This is a genomic window from Staphylococcus sp. GDX7P312P, from assembly GCF_008385775.1.
Lineage (GTDB): Bacteria > Bacillota > Bacilli > Staphylococcales > Staphylococcaceae > Staphylococcus > Staphylococcus haemolyticus.
In genome coordinates this window covers 140,040-163,378 of the sequence record NZ_VUKI01000002.1, presented here as the reverse complement: position 1 = coordinate 163,378, position 23,339 = coordinate 140,040, and the positions used below count along the sequence as shown (strand labels likewise).

The 23,339-nt window shown below is 30.9% G+C and carries 23 protein-coding genes and 2 pseudogenes; 22 read left to right on the top strand and 3 right to left on the bottom strand.

Annotated elements, in window-relative coordinates:
• Nucleotides 1-4: 4 nt before the first annotated feature.
• From F1592_RS01300 to brnQ3, 17 genes and pseudogenes are all read left to right on the top strand, one after another.
• Nucleotides 5-505, top strand: a complete 501-nt coding sequence (locus tag F1592_RS01300) for a PTS sugar transporter subunit IIA (RefSeq protein WP_053017653.1) — start codon at nt 5-7, stop codon at nt 503-505.
• Nucleotides 505-726 (top strand): YozE family protein, encoded by a 222-nt coding sequence (locus F1592_RS01295; RefSeq protein ID WP_053017655.1) that lies wholly within the window; start codon nt 505-507, stop codon nt 724-726. Before F1592_RS01300 ends, F1592_RS01295 begins: the two co-directional genes overlap by 1 nt.
• Nucleotides 727-1,002: 276 nt before the next feature.
• Entirely contained in the window at nt 1,003-2,475 is a 1,473-nt protein-coding gene (locus F1592_RS01290; RefSeq protein WP_149809355.1) for a S41 family peptidase, read from the top strand.
• 18 nt (nt 2,476-2,493) lie between these two features.
• The gene (locus F1592_RS01285; protein WP_011275782.1) at nt 2,494-2,997 is read left to right on the top strand and encodes a GNAT family N-acetyltransferase; all 504 of its coding nucleotides are present in this window, start codon (nt 2,494-2,496) and stop codon (nt 2,995-2,997) included.
• An 18-nt stretch (nt 2,998-3,015) separates the two neighbouring features.
• Complete coding sequence (locus F1592_RS01280; protein ID WP_053017658.1) at nt 3,016-4,083, top strand: undecaprenyldiphospho-muramoylpentapeptide beta-N-acetylglucosaminyltransferase; 1,068 nt, start codon at nt 3,016-3,018, stop codon at nt 4,081-4,083.
• Between the two features lie 18 nt (nt 4,084-4,101).
• Nucleotides 4,102-4,725: a phosphatase PAP2 family protein gene (locus F1592_RS01275; protein ID WP_037537091.1), complete on the top strand. Its 624-nt coding sequence runs from the start codon at nt 4,102-4,104 to the stop codon at nt 4,723-4,725.
• Between the two features lie 244 nt (nt 4,726-4,969).
• Nucleotides 4,970-5,076: pseudogene (locus F1592_RS13675) on the top strand (hypothetical protein); the annotation flags it as partial.
• 191 nt (nt 5,077-5,267) lie between these two features.
• Nucleotides 5,268-5,927: a response regulator transcription factor gene (locus F1592_RS01270; protein ID WP_011275785.1), complete on the top strand. Its 660-nt coding sequence runs from the start codon at nt 5,268-5,270 to the stop codon at nt 5,925-5,927.
• Nucleotides 5,924-7,285, top strand: coding sequence for a HAMP domain-containing sensor histidine kinase (locus F1592_RS01265; protein ID WP_037537092.1), 1,362 nt, complete (start codon nt 5,924-5,926; stop codon nt 7,283-7,285). The genes F1592_RS01270 and F1592_RS01265 overlap by 4 nt, the downstream gene beginning before the upstream one ends.
• Before the next feature lie 282 nt (nt 7,286-7,567).
• Nucleotides 7,568-10,376: pseudogene (locus F1592_RS01260) on the top strand (2-oxoglutarate dehydrogenase E1 component).
• Between the two features lie 11 nt (nt 10,377-10,387).
• Entirely contained in the window at nt 10,388-11,662 is a 1,275-nt protein-coding gene (gene sucB / locus F1592_RS01255) for a dihydrolipoyllysine-residue succinyltransferase (RefSeq protein ID WP_053017662.1), read from the top strand.
• Nucleotides 11,663-11,812: 150 nt separating this feature from the next.
• Nucleotides 11,813-11,962: a hypothetical protein gene (locus F1592_RS13565; protein WP_158264274.1), complete on the top strand. Its 150-nt coding sequence runs from the start codon at nt 11,813-11,815 to the stop codon at nt 11,960-11,962.
• 779 nt (nt 11,963-12,741) lie between these two features.
• Nucleotides 12,742-13,548 carry a VOC family protein gene (locus tag F1592_RS01245; protein WP_037537095.1) on the top strand — a complete coding sequence of 269 codons (807 nt, stop codon included), beginning with the start codon at nt 12,742-12,744 and terminating at the stop codon, nt 13,546-13,548.
• Between the two features lie 36 nt (nt 13,549-13,584).
• On the top strand, nt 13,585-13,788 hold the full coding sequence (locus F1592_RS01240; protein ID WP_029376685.1) for a DUF6501 family protein: 204 nt from the start codon (nt 13,585-13,587) through the stop codon (nt 13,786-13,788).
• A gap of 145 nt (nt 13,789-13,933) precedes the next feature.
• Nucleotides 13,934-14,725 carry an ATP-binding protein gene (locus F1592_RS01235; protein ID WP_053017664.1) on the top strand — a complete coding sequence of 264 codons (792 nt, stop codon included), beginning with the start codon at nt 13,934-13,936 and terminating at the stop codon, nt 14,723-14,725.
• Nucleotides 14,726-14,737: 12 nt separating this feature from the next.
• Nucleotides 14,738-16,627, top strand: a complete 1,890-nt coding sequence (locus tag F1592_RS01230; RefSeq protein WP_053017666.1) for a vWA domain-containing protein — start codon at nt 14,738-14,740, stop codon at nt 16,625-16,627.
• A 128-nt stretch (nt 16,628-16,755) separates the two neighbouring features.
• The gene (brnQ3, locus tag F1592_RS01225; protein ID WP_149809353.1) at nt 16,756-18,099 is read left to right on the top strand and encodes a branched-chain amino acid-like transporter carrier protein BrnQ3; all 1,344 of its coding nucleotides are present in this window, start codon (nt 16,756-16,758) and stop codon (nt 18,097-18,099) included.
• A 76-nt stretch (nt 18,100-18,175) separates the two neighbouring features.
• Here brnQ3 and F1592_RS01220 read toward each other — a convergent pair whose 3' ends face one another.
• The 3 genes from F1592_RS01220 to F1592_RS01210 are packed head-to-tail and all read right to left on the bottom strand — an operon-like array spanning nt 18,176 to nt 20,289.
• Nucleotides 18,176-19,345 (bottom strand): toxic anion resistance protein, encoded by a 1,170-nt coding sequence (locus F1592_RS01220; protein WP_107612665.1) that lies wholly within the window; start codon nt 19,343-19,345, stop codon nt 18,176-18,178.
• Nucleotides 19,346-19,371: 26 nt separating this feature from the next.
• On the bottom strand, nt 19,372-19,998 hold the full coding sequence (locus tag F1592_RS01215) for a 5-bromo-4-chloroindolyl phosphate hydrolysis family protein (protein ID WP_011275799.1): 627 nt from the start codon (nt 19,996-19,998) through the stop codon (nt 19,372-19,374).
• Between the two features lie 21 nt (nt 19,999-20,019).
• Nucleotides 20,020-20,289 (bottom strand): acylphosphatase, encoded by a 270-nt coding sequence (locus F1592_RS01210; RefSeq protein WP_037537100.1) that lies wholly within the window; start codon nt 20,287-20,289, stop codon nt 20,020-20,022.
• 165 nt (nt 20,290-20,454) lie between these two features.
• Between F1592_RS01210 and msaA the strand changes: the two genes are divergently transcribed.
• The 5 genes from msaA (at nt 20,455) to F1592_RS01185 (ending at nt 23,336) form a co-directional block, all read left to right on the top strand.
• The gene (gene msaA / locus F1592_RS01205) at nt 20,455-20,763 is read left to right on the top strand and encodes a regulatory protein MsaA (RefSeq protein ID WP_011275801.1); all 309 of its coding nucleotides are present in this window, start codon (nt 20,455-20,457) and stop codon (nt 20,761-20,763) included.
• Nucleotides 20,764-20,967: 204 nt separating this feature from the next.
• Entirely contained in the window at nt 20,968-21,168 is a 201-nt protein-coding gene (gene cspA, locus F1592_RS01200; RefSeq protein WP_002433901.1) for a cold shock protein CspA, read from the top strand.
• Nucleotides 21,169-21,822: 654 nt separating this feature from the next.
• Nucleotides 21,823-22,077 carry a CPBP family glutamic-type intramembrane protease gene (locus F1592_RS13670; RefSeq protein ID WP_228480716.1) on the top strand — a complete coding sequence of 85 codons (255 nt, stop codon included), beginning with the start codon at nt 21,823-21,825 and terminating at the stop codon, nt 22,075-22,077.
• Nucleotides 22,078-22,081: 4 nt separating this feature from the next.
• Nucleotides 22,082-22,492: an Msa family membrane protein gene (locus tag F1592_RS01190; RefSeq protein ID WP_053017673.1), complete on the top strand. Its 411-nt coding sequence runs from the start codon at nt 22,082-22,084 to the stop codon at nt 22,490-22,492.
• Nucleotides 22,479-23,336: an ABC transporter ATP-binding protein gene (locus F1592_RS01185; RefSeq protein WP_149809352.1), complete on the top strand. Its 858-nt coding sequence runs from the start codon at nt 22,479-22,481 to the stop codon at nt 23,334-23,336. The genes F1592_RS01190 and F1592_RS01185 overlap by 14 nt, the downstream gene beginning before the upstream one ends.
• Nucleotides 23,337-23,339 lie beyond the last annotated feature (3 nt).

The following is a 23,339-nucleotide window of genomic DNA, read 5'->3' as shown; positions in this document are numbered from 1 at the left end:
AATTATGTTTAAAAAATTATTTGGTAAAGGTAAAGAAGTTAATAAAGAAATTGAAATCTATGCACCATTAACTGGCGAATATATTAATATTGAGGATATTCCAGATCCAGTATTTGCACAAAAAATGATGGGCGAAGGCTTTGGTATTAACCCAACTGAAGGAGAAGTTGTTTCTCCAATTGAAGGTAAAGTTGACAATGTATTTCCAACTAAACACGCAATAGGACTTAAAGCAGATAATGGTTTAGAAATCTTAGTTCATATTGGTTTAGACACTGTTCAATTAGATGGTCAAGGTTTTGAAATCTTAGTAAGTAGTGGCGACACTGTTCAAGTTGGTGATCCATTACTTAAATTTGATCTAGAATATATTAGAAATAATGCGAAAGATGTTATTTCACCAATTATTATTACAAATTCAGATCAAACTGAATCAATCCACGTCAATGATGTTAAAGCAGTCATTAAAGGTGAAACTAAAATTGTTGATGTGACAATGAGCTAATGAAAGAACATTCATTCTATCAATTTGCTCTAACGGTTAGAGGGCGTAAAGATAGCAAGGGAGACTTAGCTGAAGAAATATTTAATGATCTGTCTTTTCCAAAACATGAAAAAGATTTCAATCAATTGTCTGACTATATTGAAATGCAAAGCGACATATCAGTATCCATGTCAGTGTTTGATGATTTATATGAAGAGTATACAGAATGGTTAAAATTCTAACTTACTCAGTAATGTGGTAAGCACATGTATCATATTAAAATTGCATTAAAAATTTCATAACAGCTGGCTAAATGAGAAGTATATCAAGCCTTTCTCAATTCTAGTCATCTTTTCGGGGGTGGAACGAATTCATTATGGATTCTGTCCCACTCCTTTTGTGCTTTTTATTCAACTTATTTCTTAAAAGTTGCGTTTGTGTCTAAATAACGACATACTTATATTATCTTTTTAGATGAAATTATAAATACATAAGATGTTATATGAGGAAGTGGTTTTATGAGTCAACATTCTGAGGAAAAACAAAGTAGTATAGACTCCAAACATAAAAATGAAACATCTTCTAATAAAAGAATTAATTTTAAAACTTGGCAATTTATAGTACTTTTATTAGGAGTTATCATTATTACAGCTGGTATTACAGTTGCTGCTACAATTGGTATCAGTCACAAAATAAGCGGATTAACTAAAGATGAACGTCAAGAAATTAAAAAAATTGAATATGCTTATAAGACACTAAATAATGATTACTATAAAAAACAAAATGCTAGTAAATTATCTGAGGCTGCTATAGATGGCATGGTTAAAGAACTTAAAGATCCTTATTCTGAATACATGACTAAAGATGAAACGAAAAGCTTTGATGCAGATGTTTCAGGTGACTTTGTAGGTATTGGTGCAGAAATGCAAAAAAAAGATAAACAAATTATGATTACAAGTCCAATGAAAGATTCTCCTGCTGAAAAAGCCGGTATCCAACCAAAAGATGTTGTTACTAAAGTGGATGGAAAATCCGTAGTAGGCAAACCTTTAGATCAAGTAGTAAAATTAGTACGTGGTAAAGAGGGAACAACGGTCAAACTAACAATAAAACATGGTTCTCAAGAAAAAGAAATTAAAATTAAACGTGGTAAAATCCATGTAAAAAGCGTGGAATATAAGAAGAAAGACAACATCGGAGTATTTACTATAAACAAATTCCAAGATAATACTGCAGGCGAACTTAAATCTGCTATTATTAAAGCTCATAAAGACGGTGTTCGTAATATAGTATTAGATTTAAGAAATAATCCTGGTGGTCTACTTGATGAAGCCGTAAAAATGGCTAATATCTTTATAGATAAAGATCAGACAGTTGTAAAACTTGAAAAAGGCGATGACACAGAATCAATCAAAACGTCAAATGACGCTTCTAAAGAAGCTAAAGACATGAAAGTTAGTATCTTAGTAAATGAAGGTTCTGCCAGTGCATCAGAAGTATTTACTGGTGCAATGAGAGACCACAAAAAAGCTAAAGTTTACGGTTCAAAAACTTTTGGTAAGGGAATAGTACAGACAACTCGTGAATTTAAAGATGGCTCATTATTGAAATATACACAAATGAAATGGTTAACACCTGATGGTCATTATATTCATGGGAAAGGTATACAACCTGATACAAAAATAGCTTCACCTAAATATCAATCTATCAGTGTCATTCCAACTGATAAATCTTATTCTGTTGGTGACAATACAAAATACGTGAAATCTATCAAAATCGGTTTAGATGCATTAGGCTACGACGTTAACAATGATTCTAAACAATTTGATACCCAATTGGAATCAGCTATTAAAAAATTCCAATCAGAACATGAATTATCAGTAAATGGTAAATTCGATAAAAAAACTAATGAGAAATTTACACAGTTATTAGTTGAAAAAGCTAATAAAGAAGATAAAGTTTTAGATGAATTAATTAATAAACTAAAATAAAGAGGTGTGTCATAAACAATGATAAGACTAGGTAATATGCAAGATATTTCACAAATAGAAACTTTAGTTGAAGAAGCCAAAAAATTAATGAAAGAATTTAATAATAATCAATGGGATGATAAATATCCAGTTACAGAACACTTTGAAGAAGACATCAACACCGAAACACTATATGTGTTGGAAGAAAATGACACAATTTATGGCTTTATCGTGGTCGACCAACAACAATCAGAATGGTATGATGAGTTAGAATGGCCAATCGATCGTGAAGGCGCCTATGTCATTCATAGACTTGCTGGATCACAACAGTATAAAGGAGCAGCTACAGAGTTATTTGATTTCGCAGTTAAGTTAGCTGAAGAACATAATATCCATGTTCTTTTAACTGATACTTTTGCTCTAAATAAGCCAGCACAAGGATTATTTGAAAAATTTGGTTTCATAAAAGTCGGTGAAGCAGAAATTGACTATCATCCATTTGATAGAGGCGCACCATTCTACGCATATTATAAAAACATTTAAGAATAGAGGTTAATTACTATGTCTAAAATAGCATTTACCGGTGGCGGTACTGTTGGACATGTATCGGTCAATTTAAGTTTAATTCCAACAGCTACTGATAAAGGGCACGACGCATTTTATATTGGTTCTAAAACAGGTATAGAACGTGAAATGATTGAATCACAATTACCTAACATTAAATATCATCCAATATCTAGCGGTAAATTACGTCGATATCTATCAGTTGATAATGCAAAAGACGTATTTAAAGTTTTAAAAGGTGTTATTGATGCACGCAAAGTATTAAAAAGAGAGAAACCAGACCTATTATTTTCTAAGGGAGGATTTGTTTCAGTTCCCGTAGTAATAGCTGCACGCTCACTAAACATTCCAACAATTATACATGAATCGGATTTAACACCAGGCTTAGCTAATAAAATTTCACTGAAATTTGCTAAAAAAATCTATACAACATTTGAAGATACATTAAAATATTTACCAAAAGATAAAGCAGACTTCGTTGGCGCTACCATTCGACAAGACTTAAAAGAAGGTAATCAATCACGTGGATACCAGTTAACAGGTTTCGACGCCTCAAAAAAAGTATTACTCGTCATGGGTGGTAGCTTAGGTAGTAAAAAGCTTAATCAAGCTATACGTGAAAATTTAGAAGCATTACTTCAAGACTATCAAATTATTCATTTAACAGGTCATGGACTAGTTGATTCTAGTATTAATGCTAAAGGCTATGTTCAGTATGAATTTGTTAAAGAAGAGTTAACAGATTTATTAGCTATTACAGATACTGTAGTTAGCCGCGCAGGATCTAATGCTATTTATGAATTTTTAACATTGCGTATTCCTATGTTATTAATACCTTTAGGACTTGACCAATCACGTGGTGATCAAATTGATAATGCTGAGAATTTTGAATCTAAAGGGTATGGTAGAACCATCCCTGAAGATCAACTTACACAGGTTAAATTATTAGAACAACTTAAAGAAATTGAAAATGATCGAGAGTCAATCATTAAACAAATGGAGACTTACACAGAAAGTTTTACGAAAGAAGATCTATTTAATAAAATTTTAAAGGACGCTCTATAAACTCAGGAGGTGCAGACAATGAATCGTACGAAACGTATTACTTTGCTAATCGTTTTTACCTTAATATTTGGTATCATTGCATCTTTCCATGAGTCTAGACTGGGTAAATGGATTGATACTGAAGTATATGAATTTATTTATTCATCTGAAAGTTTCATCACTACTTCTATCCTTTTGGGTGCCACTAAGCTAGGAGAAGTATGGGCAATGGTCTGTCTATCTTTGATGTTAGTCGCATATCTAATGTTAAAACGCTTTAAAATCGAAGCGCTATTCTTTGTAATTGTTATGTCTCTTTCAAGTATATTAAATCCATTACTGAAGAATATTTTTGACCGAGAGCGCCCAACATTATTACGATTAATTGATATATCTGGGTTTAGCTTTCCTAGTGGCCATGCTATGGGGTCAACATCATTCTTTGGTAGTGCGATGTTCATAGCCAATAGAAAAGCATCAGGTAATAATAAAGGAATTATAATAGGGTTATGCGCATTATTTATTCTTCTGATTTCTATTTCAAGAGTATATTTAGGTGTGCATTATCCTACAGATGTCATTGCTGGTATAATTGGCGGTGCTTTCTGTATTGTTCTATCAACATTAATACTTAAAAATCATTTATATCCAACAGCTACGTAAAATATATCGAGATACATTCTTAAAACGCGAGATTGTATCTCGATTTTTTTAAAGGATTAAATATAAGCTATTTGAGTTGGTAGATACTCAAAAGATTTAATCAAATTAGAATAACTAAATAAACTAAATAAAAAAGCAGTGAACCTCGGCATTAGATTCACTGCTTTTTATTAAAACGTTTAAAGTAAGTTTGAAACTTTAACGTTAGTCTTTTACGGGCATATAAAAGGGGAATAACTTGAAAATGACCAATCCTTTAAGAACGAAATATATGTGGGGGGAATTGTCTTATTCGGTATTGATAATCATTTTCAAATACTATTATACATCATTGATAATCATTGTCAATTATAATTGCGAAAAATTCTCATTTAAATTTGATTATATCATTACAATTTTAATCCATTCTCTATTTTCAGTCTTTACTGTGATAAAATATAGCTTATATTATAAGAATATGCATTCGAAAACGCATCATTGATTTAACTCATTCTAGCTATTTAAAATATGATTAATGCATAATAAAAGAGGTGAAAATAATAATGACTAATATACTTATTGTGGAAGATGAACAAAATTTAGCCCGCTTCTTAGAACTAGAACTAACTCATGATAATTATAGTGTAGATATAGAATATGAAGGACAGGCAGGGCTCGATAAAGCATTAAGTAATAATTACGATTTAATTATATTAGATTTAATGTTACCAAATATAAATGGCTTAGAAATATGTCGCCGTGTCAGACAAGAACAATCAACGCCTATCATTATTATTACGGCTAAAAGCGATACATATGACAAAGTGACCGGTTTAGATTACGGTGCTGACGATTATATTGTAAAACCCTTTGAAATTGAAGAACTATTTGCACGCATTCGTGCAGTACTCCGTCGTCAACCTCAAAAGGATATCATTGATATCAATGGCATTAAAATAGACGTCGATGCTTTTAATGTCACAATTAATGGAGAACAGTTAGATTTCACTAAAACCGAATATGACTTACTTTATTTATTAGCAACCAACAGAAACCGTGTACTACAAAGAGAACAGATCTTAGATCATGTTTGGGGCTATGACAGTGAAGTTGAGACGAATGTCGTAGATGTTTATATTCGATATTTACGCAACAAACTTAAACCTTATGGTAAAGATAAGACGATTGAAACAGTTCGTGGTGTTGGGTACGTGATCAGATGATTAAAAAGGGTACTTTAAAATATAAGTGGATGATGATTACAACGTTAATCATGTTTAGCACAATTATTCTTTTCTGTCTTGTTATAATCTTCTTTTTAAAAGATACCTTAAGAGACGGTGAGATTGATGAGGCTGAACACAGTTCAAGTGATATCGTTAATTTGGTAGAATCACGATCTATGAATAATATTACTACATTAGATTTGACTGCTATGTTGGAGAATTTTGAAAAAGCCATTATTTACGATCGAAATGGTAAACAATTAATGCAATCCTCAAATGAAAATATGATTAATTTTAAACCTGATATTGATTTTGTTGATCCTGAAACGATTCAAATTTCAAAACATAACGGAATCCCTTACTTAATTATTACAGAACCAATACATAGTGAACGTTTTGAAGGCTATAGTGTTTTAATTCACTCCCTTGAAGGATATAACAATGTCGTTCGTTCATTATATTTTGTAGCCATTGCATTTGGTTTGTTAGCAACTTTCATTATGGCAGGTATTAGTTATATTTTTTCAACGCAATTAACTAAGCCACTCGTAACCATGTCGAACAAGATGATTCAAATACGACGAGATGGATTTCAAAATAAACTTGAACTCAAGACGAACTATGAGGAAACAGATAATTTAATCGATACTTTTAATGATATGATGTACCAAATTGAGGAATCATTTAACCAACAACGTCAATTTGTTGAAGATGCTTCTCACGAGTTACGCACGCCGCTACAAATCATTCAAGGTCATTTAAATTTAATTCAACGTTGGGGTAAAAAAGACCCAGCTGTTCTTGAAGAGTCTCTTAATATTTCATTAGAGGAAATGAATCGAATAACGAAGTTGGTTGAAGAATTATTATTATTGACTAAAGACAAAGTTAATATTCAGGCATTAGAATTTGAAGAAGTAAACATTAACGAAGAAATTCGTTCACGTATTAAATCTTTAAAACAATTACATCCAGATTATCAATTTAAAACGCATCTATCAAAGAAACCATTAACATTACAGATTAATCGTCATCAGTTTGAACAGTTATTACTTATTTTTATTGATAATGCAATGAAATATGACAAAGATAATAAGCAAATCGAGATAGCTACTCAATTAAGAAACAAACAAATTAGTATTGAAATTACAGACCATGGTCTTGGTATTCCTAAAGAAGATCAAGAGTTTATTTTTGATCGTTTTTATAGAGTTGATAAATCCCGCGCAAGAAGTCAGGGTGGTAATGGCTTAGGGCTTTCTATTGCTGAGAAGATAGTACAACAATATGGTGGTTATATAACTGTTGATAGCGAAGTAAACCAATATACAACGTTTAAAATTATATTTAAATAAATATTAAAAATCGAAGCTGGGACAATTAAGTTGTTCCGGTTTTTTAATACATAACTTTCTTTCAAATAACATCTACAATTAAAACACTCATTCAAACTATCTCTATTTCACATTTTCAGTAAAATTTTCCATCAATTTTCACACAAAATCATATAAATTCAAATTACCAGATTTAGTATTTTTGTTTTTTCCATAATATTCAGTCAATGGACTTTATCAAAGCCACAAATAGTGCTATTATTGACCTGTAAGCGGTTTAACTATTTTGTGGAGGGTAATACTATGGCAAAGGATAACAAGGATGTTACAGAAGCTCCTGTAAACTTCGGTGCTAACCTAGGTTTAATGTTAGATTTATACGATGACTATCTACAAGACCCTAGTTCAGTGCCTGATGATTTACAAGTTCTTTTCAGCACTATTAAAAATGGCGAAGCTCATGTCGCAGCTAAGTCAACCACTGAAGGGAGTGGTTCATCAGCAGGCGATGGTACAATTAAGCGTATTATGCGCTTAATCGACAATATAAGACAATACGGTCACCTTAAAGCTGATATTTACCCTGTTAATGCTCCTAAAAGAACTAATCTTCCTAAGTTAGAAATTGAAGAGTTTAACTTAGATAAAGAAACATTAGAAAATGTCTCAGCAGAAATTGTATCTGATCATTTCAAAGATATATATGATAATGCTTACGAGGCAATTGAAAGAATGGAGAAGCGTTATAAAGGGCCGATAGCCTTTGAATATAATCATATTAATAATAATAAAGAACGTACGTGGTTAAAACGACGTATTGAAACACCATATAGAGCTAATATCAATAATGATGAAAGAAAAAAATTATTTGATACTTTAGCGCATGTAGAAGGCTTTGAAAAGTATTTACACAAAAACTTTGTTGGTGCTAAACGATTCTCTATTGAGGGTGTTGATACATTAGTTCCAATGTTACAACATACATTAAAACGTGCTGCTGAAGTTGAAATTAACAATATTCAAATTGGTATGGCACACAGAGGTCGTTTAAATGTTTTAACTCATGTGCTAGAAAAACCATATGAAATGATGATTTCTGAGTTTATGCACACAGATCCTATGAAATTCTTACCAGAAGATGGTAGTCTTGAACTAACTGCTGGATGGACAGGAGATGTGAAGTATCACTTAGGTGGAGTAAAGACAACTTCTTCATATGGTATTGAACAACGAATTTCATTAGCTAATAACCCAAGTCACTTGGAAATTGTTGCGCCAGTGGTAATTGGTAAGACACGTGCATCACAAGATGACACAAAACACGCTGGTAAACCAACTACAGATTTCCATAAAGGTATGCCAATTATAATTCATGGGGATGCTGCATACCCAGGACAAGGTATTAATTTTGAAACAATGAATTTAAGTAACCTAGATGGTTATTCAACTGGTGGTGCCTTACACATCATCACAAATAATAGAATTGGATTCACTACGGAACCAGTTGATGGACGTTCAACAACATATTCAACTGATATTGCGAAAGGTTATGACGTACCAATTTTACATGTAAATGCAGATGATGTTGAAGCAACAATTGAAGCTATTGATATTGCAATGGAATTCCGAAAAGAATTTCATAAAGATTTTGTAATTGATTTAGTCGGCTATCGTCGTTACGGGCATAATGAAATGGACGAACCTTCGATTACAAATCCACTACCATATCATAATATTCGCAAACATGATTCAGTTGAAATTATTTATGGTAATAAGTTAGTTGAAGACGGCGTTATTTCTAAGGAACAAATGGAAGACGTAATGGATAAAGTTCAAAAAGAAATGCGTGCCGCTCAAGACAAGATTGATAAATCAGATAAAATGGATAATCCAGATATGGAAAGACCTGAGTCATTGCAAGAACCTTTACAAAGTGATGATAAGGATTTCTCAGTAGATCATCTTAAAGAAATTAATGATGCTATGCTCTCATATCCTGAAGATTTCCATGTACTTAAAAAGCTAAATAAAGTTCTAGAAAAACGTAGAGAGCCTTTCGAAAGTGAAAATGGTTTAGTAGACTGGGCTCAAGCTGAGCAACTTGCTTTTGCAACGATTGTTCAAAATGGTATATCTGTTCGATTAACTGGACAAGATAGTGAGCGTGGTACGTTCAGTCATAGACATGCTGTATTACACGATGAAGAAAATGGTGATACATTTACACCATTACATCATGTGCCTAATCAAAAAGCCACATTTGAAGTTCACAATAGTCCATTATCTGAAGCAGCTGTCGTTGGCTTTGAATATGGCTATAATGTTGAAAATAAAAATAGCATGAATATTTGGGAAGCTCAATACGGAGACTTTTCTAATATGGCTCAAATGATGTTCGATAATTTCATGTCATCAGCACGTGCTAAGTGGGGAGAAAGAAGTGGTTTAACGCTATTCTTACCTCACGCATTTGAGGGTCAAGGACCTGAACACTCTTCAGCACGTTTAGAAAGATTCTTACAACTAGCAGCTGAAAATAATAGTACAGTTGTTAACTTATCTAGTTCAAGTAACTATTTCCATTTACTAAGAGCACAAGCTAAGAGTTTAGGTACTGAAGCTATGAGACCATTAATTGTAATGTCTCCAAAAAGCTTATTAAGAAATAAAACAGTTGCTAAACCTATAGATCAGTTCACTTCAGGTGGTTTCAAACCTATTATTGTTGAGGATGGAAATAAAGAGAAAGTGACTAAACTTGTATTAGCATCAGGTAAAATGTTCATAGATTTAAAAGAACATTTAGCTAAAAATCCAGATGATTCAATTTTATTAGTTGCAGTTGAACGTTTATATCCATTCCCTGAAGGGGAAATTAAAGAAGTATTAAATGAATTACCTAATCTTGAAACAGTATCTTGGGTTCAAGAAGAACCTAAAAATCAAGGCGCTTGGTTATTCGTTTATCCTCATTTAAAATCACTTGTAGGTAACCAATTTAATTTAAGCTATCATGGTAGAATTCAACGTGCAGCGCCAGCTGAAGGTGATGGAGAAATTCATAAACTTGTTCAAAATCAAATTATTGAAAGTAGCATTGAAAAATAACTAGGGGGAAATATTATGCCAGAGGTAAAAGTTCCAGAATTAGCAGAATCTATAACAGAGGGTACTATTGCAGAATGGTTAAAAAATGTGGGAGATAGCGTAGAAAAAGGCGAAGCTATCCTAGAATTAGAGACAGATAAAGTAAACGTTGAAGTTGTTTCTGAAGAAGAAGGTGTACTTCAAGAACAATTGGCTTCTGAAGGCGACACTGTGGAAGTCGGCCAAGTTATCGCAACTGTTGGCGAAGGTAGTGGTAATGCTTCTTCAAGCAAAGAGGATTCTTCAGACCAATCTCAATTTGCGAACAACGATGAAGCGACTAAAGAATCAGCTCAACCAAAAGAATCTCAATCAAATAATGAAGAAAAAACACAATCTAATCCTAACAATCAACGTGTTAATGCAACGCCATCAGCTCGTCGCCATGCACGTGAAAACGGTGTAGATTTAAGCACTGTTTCTGGAAAAGGAAACGATGTTGTACGTAAAGATGATGTTGAAAATAGCCAAAAAGCAGCTCAATCTCAATCTTCTCAAGAAACAAACAAAAAAGAAGAACCTAAAAAATCTTCAGGTGCACCTAATAAACCTGTAATTAGAGAAAAAATGTCTCGCAGAAAGAAAACAGCTGCAAAAAAATTATTAGAAGTTTCTAATAATACAGCAATGTTAACTACATTCAATGAAGTAGATATGACAAACGTAATGGAATTACGTAAACGTAAAAAAGAACAATTTATTAAAGATCATGATGGTACTAAACTAGGTTTCATGTCATTCTTTACAAAAGCTGCAGTTGCTGCATTGAAAAAATATCCTGAAGTAAATGCTGAAATCGACGGCGATGATATGATTACTAAACAATATTATGATATTGGTGTAGCTGTTTCTACTGATGACGGTTTATTAGTTCCTTTCGTACGAGATTGTGATAAAAAGAACTTTGCAGAACTTGAAAGAGCTATTGCTGACTTAGCAGTTAAAGCAAGAGATAAAAAACTTGGTTTAGATGATATGGTTAATGGATCATTTACAATTACTAATGGTGGTGTATTTGGTTCAATGATGAGTACACCAATTATTAATGGTAACCAAGCAGCTATCCTAGGTATGCACTCAATCATTACTCGTCCAATTGCAATTGATAAAGATACAATTGAGAATAGACCAATGATGTATATTGCTTTAAGTTATGACCATAGAATTATTGATGGTAAAGAAGCAGTAGGATTCTTAAAAACAATTAAAGAATTAATCGAAAGCCCTGAAGATTTACTTTTAGAAAGCTAATCTCAAAGGAATATAACCTCAAACTAATATTGATACAACGGCGTCACATCGTCGTTGTATTTTTTATCTTAAATTTTTCAAAAATTAAAAATCATAAATTGAAGTTCAATCAATAAAATAGGCTAATCTTTGTAAGTAGGTGAATTTAACATGACAAAAAAAGGCAAATCAATGCTAGATCGTTGGGAAGACGACAAGAAAATATTTGAAGAACAAGCACCTAAAGAGAGTAAAGAAATAATTAAGAAACGTGAAGATGAATTTATTAAAAGGCTTAGAGAAATACAAAAGAAAAGCTAAAGAAATAAGTGATACACAAAAAAATTAAAGATGTTATTCAATTAATATTATACAAGTAATGTACAATGCCCTTAAAATAAATCGAGGTGTTATAAATGGATTTAACTTTTTAAGAACAAATTAAATTAAGAGACGATGTACGTAAAATGCCATAGGCTAGTACACTAGCAGAAAGATGGAAAAGAGAACATGAAATGTTTGAGTTACTAGGACTTTATAAATCTGATACTGGGGATATTGATTTATCTAAAATCGCCATAGAAGTCTTTGATGAAGAGTTAGAAGATATATTACTTGGCCGAAAATAAATAACACTTATTTATAAAAAGTTCTTAGGACAATTGTGATTGTAATTTTTTAGAGAATTGCAAATAAAGTATTTAAGTAATTAGCGTTTATATTATTGACTAATTATGAAATAGATAATTCTCTTAATAATTATTACATCTCTTAAATAATCCAACTATTATATTATAAGAATAGTCATTACTAATTGACTAAAAGCGAACAATTTTTAATTATATAAAATGAAATCATCAGTTAAACATCTTTTTAAATTACCCCCCTATCTTATAAAATAAGGATAGGGGAGGACTTTTTGATATTTATTATAAAATTTTATTCAAATTCATTATACGAATTTTATTGAATTCCGATGTCTCTTCATATGTATTTTTTGAACTCGTTAAATTAAGGGTACGTTATGCAGTTCATGATATAAATCATATTTAAAATGCGTTATAATAATTAAGAAAAGACAAATATTAGGGGTGTCATGCATGAGTGGACTTAGAAGTGTCACATTAGGGACAAGTGATCTTTCTAAAACAAATAAACTATTTAAAGATATTTTAGGATTAAATGTAGCATCTAAAAATCAAGCTTTACGTTTTGGTGATGCAGATTTAAGTCCAGGTACACGAATACATTTTGTTGAAGTGCCAAATTCTGAATATGAAAATCAACATATCGCTAGTGTTGGTTTGAGAACGCCAACAGATTCAGGATTGGATGAGTATCAAACGATTTTAAAAGATAATCAAATTCAAGCAAGTGAAATTACTGAGTTAAACGGTAATAAGCATTTTAATTTCGAAGATAGCAACCATCAAATTTTTGATATTTATTCGAATGAACATAATACGGGCGTAGGACTAGGCACACCTACTTTTGACAGTACAGTAAATCCGCTACACCAAATTCAGGGACTTGGTCCTATCATTATTAAAGTTAATGAATTGCCAGTTACAGCATCTATCCTAAAGAATGTATTTAACTTAACTCATTATGCTGAGTACGAATCAACAGAGTTTCCTGAACAAGTGATACAAGTATTTCAAATTGGCGAAGGTGGTTTAGGTGGTGAACTTCATTTATATCAGCCTAATGAACCTATTGAATTAAAAGAAGAAGGTATCGTTGAGCAAATTGAATTTAGTGCAAATTCAGTTGAAGCATTCAACAATGCACAAAAGGAACTAGATGACATTGGCATTCCTTATCAGACGTTAAATCAAGGCGATGCTAAATCTCTACGTATTACTGAGAATAGTGGCATCTCATTTATTTATACATTAGAAAAGTAAAGACAATAATTATATGGAGGCATGAAATTTATGGCAATGTTACACGAAACATGGAAAACACGTACACCTATTAAAAAAGTTGAAGTGATTAATACAGATGCTAAGAAATTCACAGTTTCTGATATGTTAACTGTTGGAAAGCAATATGATGTTATTAATGAAACTGAGGAATACTATCAAATTATTGATAATTCTGGTTTAGTCGGTGGTTATTATAAAACGTACTTTAAAGAAGTTTAGTATCAATAATTAAGCATGTTCATGATTTAATCAAGGCTTGGGGGTTATTTTGAAAAAGTAATCGTTGAAATATACTCAACATTACTTTTTCAATGCAACTTCTTAGTCTATTTTTCATTTTAAAGAAGGAGAGTAAATTACAAAAATGATTAAGAATCAATATATTAATTCAGATGAATCCGTATTTAATGATGCTAAAGCATTATTTAATTTAAATAAAAATATATTACTTAAAGGGCCAACAGGTTCTGGTAAAACCAAATTAGCGGAAACACTTAGTGCAGTTGTAAATACACCAATGCATCAAGTTAACTGTTCAGTAGATTTAGACGCTGAAAGTCTACTTGGTTTTAAGACAATTAAAACAAACGAACAAGGTCAACAAGAAATTGTTTTTATAGATGGTCCTGTAATTAAAGCAATGCGTGAAGGACATATCCTTTATATTGATGAAATAAATATGGCCAAACCTGAAACCTTACCAATATTAAATGGTGTTCTAGATTATCGTCGCCAACTTACAAACCCATTTACTGGAGAAGTGATAAAAGCGGCGCCAGGATTCAACGTTATTGCCGCAATTAATGAAGGCTATGTAGGTACACTTCCTATGAACGAAGCTTTGAAAAACCGTTTTGTTGTTATTCAAGTAGATTATATAGACGGTGATATATTAAAAGACGTTATTAAGCAACAAAGTCAACTTCAAGATGATGTTATTATTGAACAAATTATCAAATTCAATGAAGATTTACGTACAATGTCCAAACAAGGACAAATTTCTGAAGAAGCAGCTAGTATCAGAGCATTAATAGATTTAAGTGACTTAATTACTGTAATGCCAATAGAGCGTGCTATTCAACGCACAATTATCGATAAATTAGAAGATGAGCGTGAACAACAAGCAATCAAAAATGCGATTGAATTAAACTTTTAGAGAGGGATTATTATGAGCGATCGTTTTATCAAATTTAATGATGAGCAATTAGATGCTAAGCAAGTTATGATGCTTCAAGACTTAGCGCGCTTACTTCTTAAAAATGAGCAAACACAAGTTAAAATTCAAAAATTCCCTTACTATGATCCAATTAATAACACATTGATCACAAGTTGGTTCTGGTCGCACCGTCCCGAGCATATAGAGAAAGCCGGTCTTAAAACTGACGTGATGCTCGCAGCCTATGGGTATCAAATGATGGATGAATCTATTGTGAATGAAGTATTACATGATGATGAGTTTGAACACCCTAAGTTTTATCAGCAAATCTTTAGATTACTAGAAGATATGCGCGTGTTTAATCATATTCGAAATGAACGCCCAAGTACGTCTAAATTAATAGATTTACGTTTACAAACGAGATTGTCTTATACTGAATCTCAAATCAAATTCTATAAAACTAAAACTGTGTATACTGATTTACTATTTTTATATTTAGAAAAAGCATTTCTTAGTCAGAATTTCTTTGATATTCCAATGATGCATTCACAATTAGACGATATTTTGAATTCTATGTTTCAATATCTGCCTAACTTTTTCCAAAATGAAACATCAGAAGATAATATGTACTTAGCTCAACGTATCATGTTTCAAATTGATGATATGTTAACCAAAGATATGTTAAATGAATATTATCATCTCCCTCGTCGTGTATATGAGGCAATCCATGAAATGACGTTTGATGAGTTAAAACGTACAGATGCGAGTAATGTAGATGGAAAAGACAATACCTCTGAGGATACGGACTCTGAGACTGCTGAAGCTGAAACGAATGCCCAAGATAGTAAATCAGAAGGCGGTGCTTACCTTGAAATGGAACTTCATGAGGGCGAAAATAGTGAGGTAATAAGTGATAATGATACTGCTCGTGAAGGTGATTCTACAGACGATATGACAGACATGATGACCAAAAAGGGTCGTGGTTCTGATAATACATTAAATAATGATGAAGGTGGCTCTATAGGAGAGAATGCGTCATTCGCACTTAAAGGAATTAATGAAAATGTTGAAATCAAATGGAATGTACCTGATATTGAACCTGATTTCTTGCCAGCATATCAAAATGTTAAAAACGATGTTCAATTTGAAACTAAGGATTTAATTCAAATTATCAAGAAAACCATTGATCGCGAGCATGTTGATGAGCGACATAACCTTACTAAAGGTCGTTTGCAAAGAGATTTAACAAATTGGTTTATCGATGATCAATATAAATTATTTTATAAAAAACAAGATTTAAGTAAAACGTTTGATGCCACTTTTACTTTATTAATTGATGCATCTGCAAGTATGTTCGATAAGATGGAAGAGACAATCAAAGGGGTTGTTCTTTTCCACGAAACATTGAAAGCATTAAATGTTAAACATGAAATACTTGCGTTTAATGAAGATGCATTTGATTCTGATGATCGTAAACAGCCTAACATCATTGATGAAATTGTTCATTATGATTATTCAACCATGGAAAAAAGTGGCCCTCGAATCATGTCTTTACACCCACAAGATGATAACCGTGATGGCGTAGCTATACGTATTGCTAGCGAACGTTTGCTAAGAAGAAGTCATAATCAACGTTTCTTGATAGTATTTTCCGATGGTGAACCTTCAGCCTACAATTATGCACAAGATGGTATATTAGACACTTATGAAGGTGTAGAAATGGCCCGCAAATACGGTATTGAAGTATTTAATGTGTTTTTGAGTCAAGATGTTATAACAGAAGATATTGAACAAACCATTCATAACATTTATGGTCAATACGCATTATTTGTAGAAGGTGTAGAAAATTTGCCGAGTCATTTATCGCCATTACTAAAAAAATTACTTCTAAAATCATTTTAAAGAATATAAAATTTCTATTTTAAATATTTATCAACTTTTCAAATTTTCTGAAATCACATAGACTTGTAAATCCTTTTTATGCTAGAATGTTTAATATTGCAAACATACACATAAAAAGGAGCAATTCTATGAATAAGAATACTTGGATAGTAGGATTTACATTATTCGCTATGTTTTTTGGCGCAGGTAATCTTATTTTCCCACCAAATTTAGGCCAAGATAGTGGTCATTTCTTTTGGCCAGCTGTTATCGCTTTTTGTTTAACAGGAATTGGCTTACCATTGTTAGGCGTTATCGTTGGCGCATTAGATAAACAAGGGTATGTAGGTTCATTAAATAAAATATCACCTAAATTTTCTGTAATATTTTTAATTATTATATATTTAACAATAGGGCCTCTGTTTGCAATTCCGCGTACAGCTTCGACTTCATTTGAGATGACTGTGACACCAATTGCTCATACAAATAGTAATTTGGTGCTATTTATATTCACCCTTATCTATTTCCTAGTCGTTCTTTACCTATGTATAAATCCAGGTAAAATTGTAGATCGTATAGGATCTCTATTAACACCATTATTATTAATAACAATTTTAGCAATGATTATTAAAGGATTTGTTGATTATAGTGGTAATGCTCCATCTCATGGAAACAAGGTTGATTACAATTCAGCTATTGGAAGTTTCTCAAAAGGCTTTACAGAAGGGTACTTAACTATGGATGCAATCGCAGCAATTGCTTTTTCAATGATTGTAGTTAACGCGATAAAAGCTACAGGGGTTAAACATGCAAATCAAATATTTAAACAAACAGTTATGTCAGGCTTAATTGCAGCCATAGCGCTTGTATTTATATATGTTTCATTAGGATTTATAGGCAATCATATGAACGTTGACAGCACGACACTCAAAAATCTGACAGCTAAAGATCAAAATGTTGGTGCTTATTTATTAACAACAATGGCGACGAATGGTTTTGGTGTCTTCGGTAAATATCTATTGGGTATTATCGTTGCACTCGCTTGTTTAACAACTGCTTGTGGCTTAATTGTATCTGTAAGTCAATATTTTAATAGAATATTCCCTAAAGTTTCATACAAAGCTTATACAATATTCTTTACTTTGATTAGTTTCATACTGGCAAATTTAGGTTTAATTGCTGTAATTTCTATGTCTGTTCCAGTTTTAAGCGTCATTTATCCTATAGCAATAACTGTTGTATTACTAATTTTACTTGCACGATTCATTCCAACTAAACCAATTGCACAGCAAATACCAATTGCAGTTATTAGTATTGTTTCAATATTAAGTGTTATAAGTACGAATGGTTGGGTGAAGATGTCATTTATAGATGCTTTACCGTTAAAGCAATATTCTTTAGAATGGTTCCCAATAGCAGTAGTCGCAACTATAATTGGATATGTCGTTGCTAAATTCGTAAACCAAGACCATATTGTTTATCAAAAAGAATAGCTATCTAAACGAATTAATTATATTAAAAAAGCACATCATACTCATTTTGAGTTGTGATGTGCTTTAATTATTTTAGCTATTCCTTCTTCATCGAAAGTAAGTGTTGTTTTAATTCATCTTCTAAGCCAACAAGTTCTTTCTCAGCTTCTTTACGTTTTTGACGACCATTTTGTTGGATTTGAAGTGTTTGTTCAATTGTTTCAATAATATCACTTTGCGTTGTTTTAAGTGTTTCAATGTCTACAATGCCACGCTCATTTTCCGTAGCAGTTTCAATGGCATTTTGTTTTAACATAGCCGCATTCTGAGTAAGTAAATCATTGGTTGTATCTGTTACGGCACGTTGGGCAGACACTGCATTACGCTGTCTCATTAACGTAAGGGCAATTGCCATTTGATTTTTCCAAAGTGGAATACTTGTAAGAATGGAACTTTGAATTTTCTCAGCCAATGCTTGATTAACGTTTTGAATCATGCGAATTTGTGGTGCAGTTTGTATTGCAATTTGACGAGATAATTGTAAATCATAAATACGCTTATCTAAGCGATCAACAAATTGTTCCATATCCGCTACGGCTTGTATATCCATTTGATTACCAGTTTGATTGGCATGTTCTTGTAGTTTCGGAATGTCGTTCGTTTGTATTTCATGTTTTCTTCTTTTAGCGGCGGCGATATATAAATTAACATCATCAAAGTAATCTTTATTTTGTTGATATAATCCGTCTAATAATTTGATATCTTTTGATAGATTATTTTTATGTCTATCAAGCTGAATTGTAATTCTATCAATTTGGGAACTTACTGATTGCATCCTAGAAAACACTTCATTAATTGAAGCTTTTGTACGTTTAAAAAAGCGCTTAAGTTTGGATTGTTTCTCTGGATTTAACTCATCAGGATTTACAGCTTTTAACTTAGTCATTAATTGATTAAGTGAATCTCCAACAGGTCCAATATCTTTCGTCTGCACTTCATCCAACATTTTATGTGAGAATTGAGACATATTTTCTTGCAAATGTGAGCCATATGATAATAGACCATCATTGTCTAAAGGTTTAATTTGTTGACTAATACTTTCAATTTTTTGCATTTCTTTATCACTGAATTGTTGCTGAAAATCATCTAAAACTGTATTTTGATTCGCTAGACTGACATTACTATTATTATCTAGGTTATTTAGTTGCTGTTGTTCTATATAATCATCTAATGGATGTGAGTTGTTAAATTGATCATTTCGAGGCATTTAAAAAATCGCTCCATTTCTTTATTCTAATTATCTTTATGACGTTTTTGTTCTAATTTATTAAGTTCCATTTCAACATCCAGACGCTCATAATCATCTTCATTGATTCTCTTCAGATCAGCAATCAACGTACGTTTAACTTCATCTAAAGTTATACGAGTTTGTTCTAATTTTTGCTTTTCTTCAATCGTTTTTTTCGGCATTTTTGCCAATCGAGTATATGACTCTATTAAATTTAGCGCATTATCTATATGCGAATAAAAGAAACTCTCTACTTTAAAAAACATTGCTGGCCTTTGTTTAACAGCAAAATGAATTGATTTTGAAATTCTATATATATCGTTGATTTGTCTGAAATCTTGAATAGATCTTACATTGACAAATGATTTTAATATTGTTCTAATCTTGTCTTGCGCTTGCTTTAAATGGTTGCTTACGTAATGATAGTCTCTTCGAGAAAGACCAATTTCGGTTAAATACTTCCTAGACGTGAGTCGTTGAGTAGGGAAGTAGGACACAAAAAACATCCCAATACCAACCAAAGCATCAATAATAAATGAAAGATCAAAGCCAAATACGCTGACCATCCAAGATATCATAGCTACTGGAATTCCTACAATTACGCCTAAAAGTCGAGAAATATTATATCTCAAATTACATCTTCCTTTTTATATTTAAATCGATTTAAAATCAGAAAAATCTTCACTCACATTAGTATCTTCAAGCTCATAGTGTGTAACATGTGAAGCAGGTGATGCACCTTCAGTCACAGCATTAATAAACTGTTCGAGGTCATCGTCATTACCTATTGCATATATTTCAACATAATCATCTACATTCTGGACAGTGCCTAGAATATGATACTTGTTCGCTAATCTTTGTGTATAATATCGAAAGCCTACACCTTGAACCGTCCCAAACACTTGTAAATGCTTTTGCTTCATAGTATCACTCCTTATATTTATTATACGAAGTTTTATACTAAAAAACTAATATTTACTATGGAATAAATAGGCTATCAGACAAAAGTATGAGACATTATATTTTTAATTCAGATATAAAATAGTTAAAATGATTATTATAGGCTAATTGAGAGGGGAAATATATATATGTGGACAGTTGCCAAAATTAGAGCTGACTATGAGGGATGGTGGTTATTTAGTGACTGGACAGATAAAATTATAGAGCAATATCAATTTACTTCATATGATGAAATGCTAAACTACTACAAAAATATAATTTCAAAAAGTAAAGATTATTACGATAATTATGTTGTTGGAAAATACAATATTCATGCGTTTTATAACAATTGCGATTTAAACTTTTGTGAAGATTGTGAAGAAGATTTACAAATATTTTATAGTTTTATTGTATTAAATAATAAAGAAGTATATTATAATCTACCAAAAATTAATTAAAAGATAATTTTCTATAATTGTATTGCAATTTGGTAAGAACTAACATATAATTATTATTAAGCAATGGTTTTATTCCATATTGCAAAGAATATCTGTAAGAGTTATTTATAGCGTTTTGTTATTAATACATAATTGTCACATGTATTTTTTGTAATATGCGAATAATGCATATTGAAAGAATTTAGTCTTGGAGGTTTCAGAATTATGAAACAAGGTACAGTTAAATGGTTTAACGCTGAAAAAGGTTTTGGTTTTATCGAAGTTGAAGGTGAAAACGACGTATTCGTACACTTTTCAGCAATTAACCAAGATGGTTACAAATCATTAGAAGAAGGTCAATCAGTTGAATTTGAAGTAGTTGAAGGCGACCGCGGTCCTCAAGCTGCAAACGTTGTAAAACTATAATAAATAGATTGTTAAATATTGACTTTAGTAACACCTTACCAAGATGTAGGGTGTTTTTTATTTTTAAGTTAAAATTGCTTAAGAAAAAGTTCTACGAAAAATGAGATCAATGAAACTATCAATTTGTTTCGTTGATCTCATTTTTTTATAAAAAGAGTTTGCCTTTTATTGAATAGCGCAAAATACAATATTGTTTTTATTGTATAAATATATTATTATACTGATAAGTAGGAGAAAGGAGAGATGATTATGTTAAAACTTTTAGATATATTCCAATTCTCAATTGGTAGATTTTATATCGGCTATCGTGGCCGTCATATTAAATGGTAATATCAATCTTAAAAAATCGAAGAATAATTTGTATATTTGCAATTATTTGTATAATACTCAGTAGTTCAATGATGCTAAATTTATTAATAGGCTTAACTGCTTATCTAATAAAATCAGAATTTTTAGAGTTTATAGTTTTATTGTTAAGTATTAACATCTGTTTTTTAATAATACCTACTTATCTTTCTTCAATTTTTTCTTATAAATTCGATCCATACTCAATGTATAAATTTTCAAATATATTAATTTACACAATTATTTTTATTTTAGTGTTTTATTTTTTTTGATGATTTTAAATTAACATTATTTTATTTAACAATTGCAATGGGAGAAGAATATTTATTTAGAGAAGTTGTTTATAAAATCCTATTAAATAATTTTAGTTTTATCAATTCAATTATTATAGGTTCTTTATTGTTTTCTTTGTTATTACATTTAAATGAGTCAATAATAACAAATTTATTAATTAGATTCCCATCCAGTATTTTATTATATTTATTAAGATATGCTTTTGGTCTTAGAGCATCTATAAGTGTTCATTGGATTTATAATATTTTAGTTTCAAAAGTAATAGGGTGATTGTATGAAATTAGCACTTATTTCGATTTTAGTAAATTGTATTTTTTATATTTATTTAGCTTATTTGGGCTTAGATATAAATTTATTTTTATCAACTGTTTTAACTATTATTATTCCTTGCTTAATTTCTTCAATAGCAATAATCTTTGTTAAACCATCAATATTACATGTGTTAATCACTGTTGCATTTAATGTTTTTTATTATATAATTTACAGTTTATATATTATGAATCTAGATGGTTATTTAGAATATGTTTCTAAATATAATATTGATAATAATGATATAAATATACAAGTGTCACCAAATATGTTAGAAATCTCTCAAGTAATTTTTTTAATATTGGCTTATTTAATACCACAACTATTCATAATATTTATTAAATTTAAAAAAGGGGAGAAAAATGTTAGAATTTAAAAATATTTCAAAAAATTATCGTAAAAAAGCAATTTTAGAAAATATAAATTTCAAAATATGTAAAGGTGAAAAAGTCGGTTTGCTTGGTACTAATGGGGCAGGTAAAACTACTTTAATGAAGCTAATTGCTAAATCTCAGTTGCCTACCCAAGGTCATATTTTTTATAATGGCATTGATATAAATAGTAAAGATAACGTTTTAAATGATTTTGCATTTATGATTAATCAAATCTATTTCCCTGAAATTAGCGCTAGAAAAAATTTAGAATATTACTTAGAAATTAATAATAAAAAAGAATATTCTAAAGATATAAGTAAAATTTTAAATCTAGTTGCTCTAGAAGATAACTCGAAGAAAGTAAAATACTTTTCATATGGTATGAAACAGCGATTATGTTTGGCGTTATGTTTAATAATCAAACCAAAAGTTGCTATTTTAGATGAGCCATTTTTAGGTTTAGATCCTATTGGAGTACAAAAATTAATAACAATAATCGAACAATTTTCTAAAGAGAATGACACAATTTTTTTAATATCTAGTCATCAATTAAAAGAATTAGAAGGATTGTGTACAAGGTTTTTATTATTAAATAACCGAAAGATTACAGAAATAGATGCTAAAGAACAAAACAATATTATAAAATTGAAATTTAAAAAAATAATTAACAATATTGACAATTTACTTTCTAAGTTCTCATTTATTGAAAAAATAGACTTAAATATTGTCACTATAAAAAATGAGAACGATAACTTGTCTAAATTACTTGTAGAGTTAGGGGATAATTCTTTATTAGAAGTTATACATAACTCACATGATTTAGAATCATATTTTTATCAAGAGTAGGTA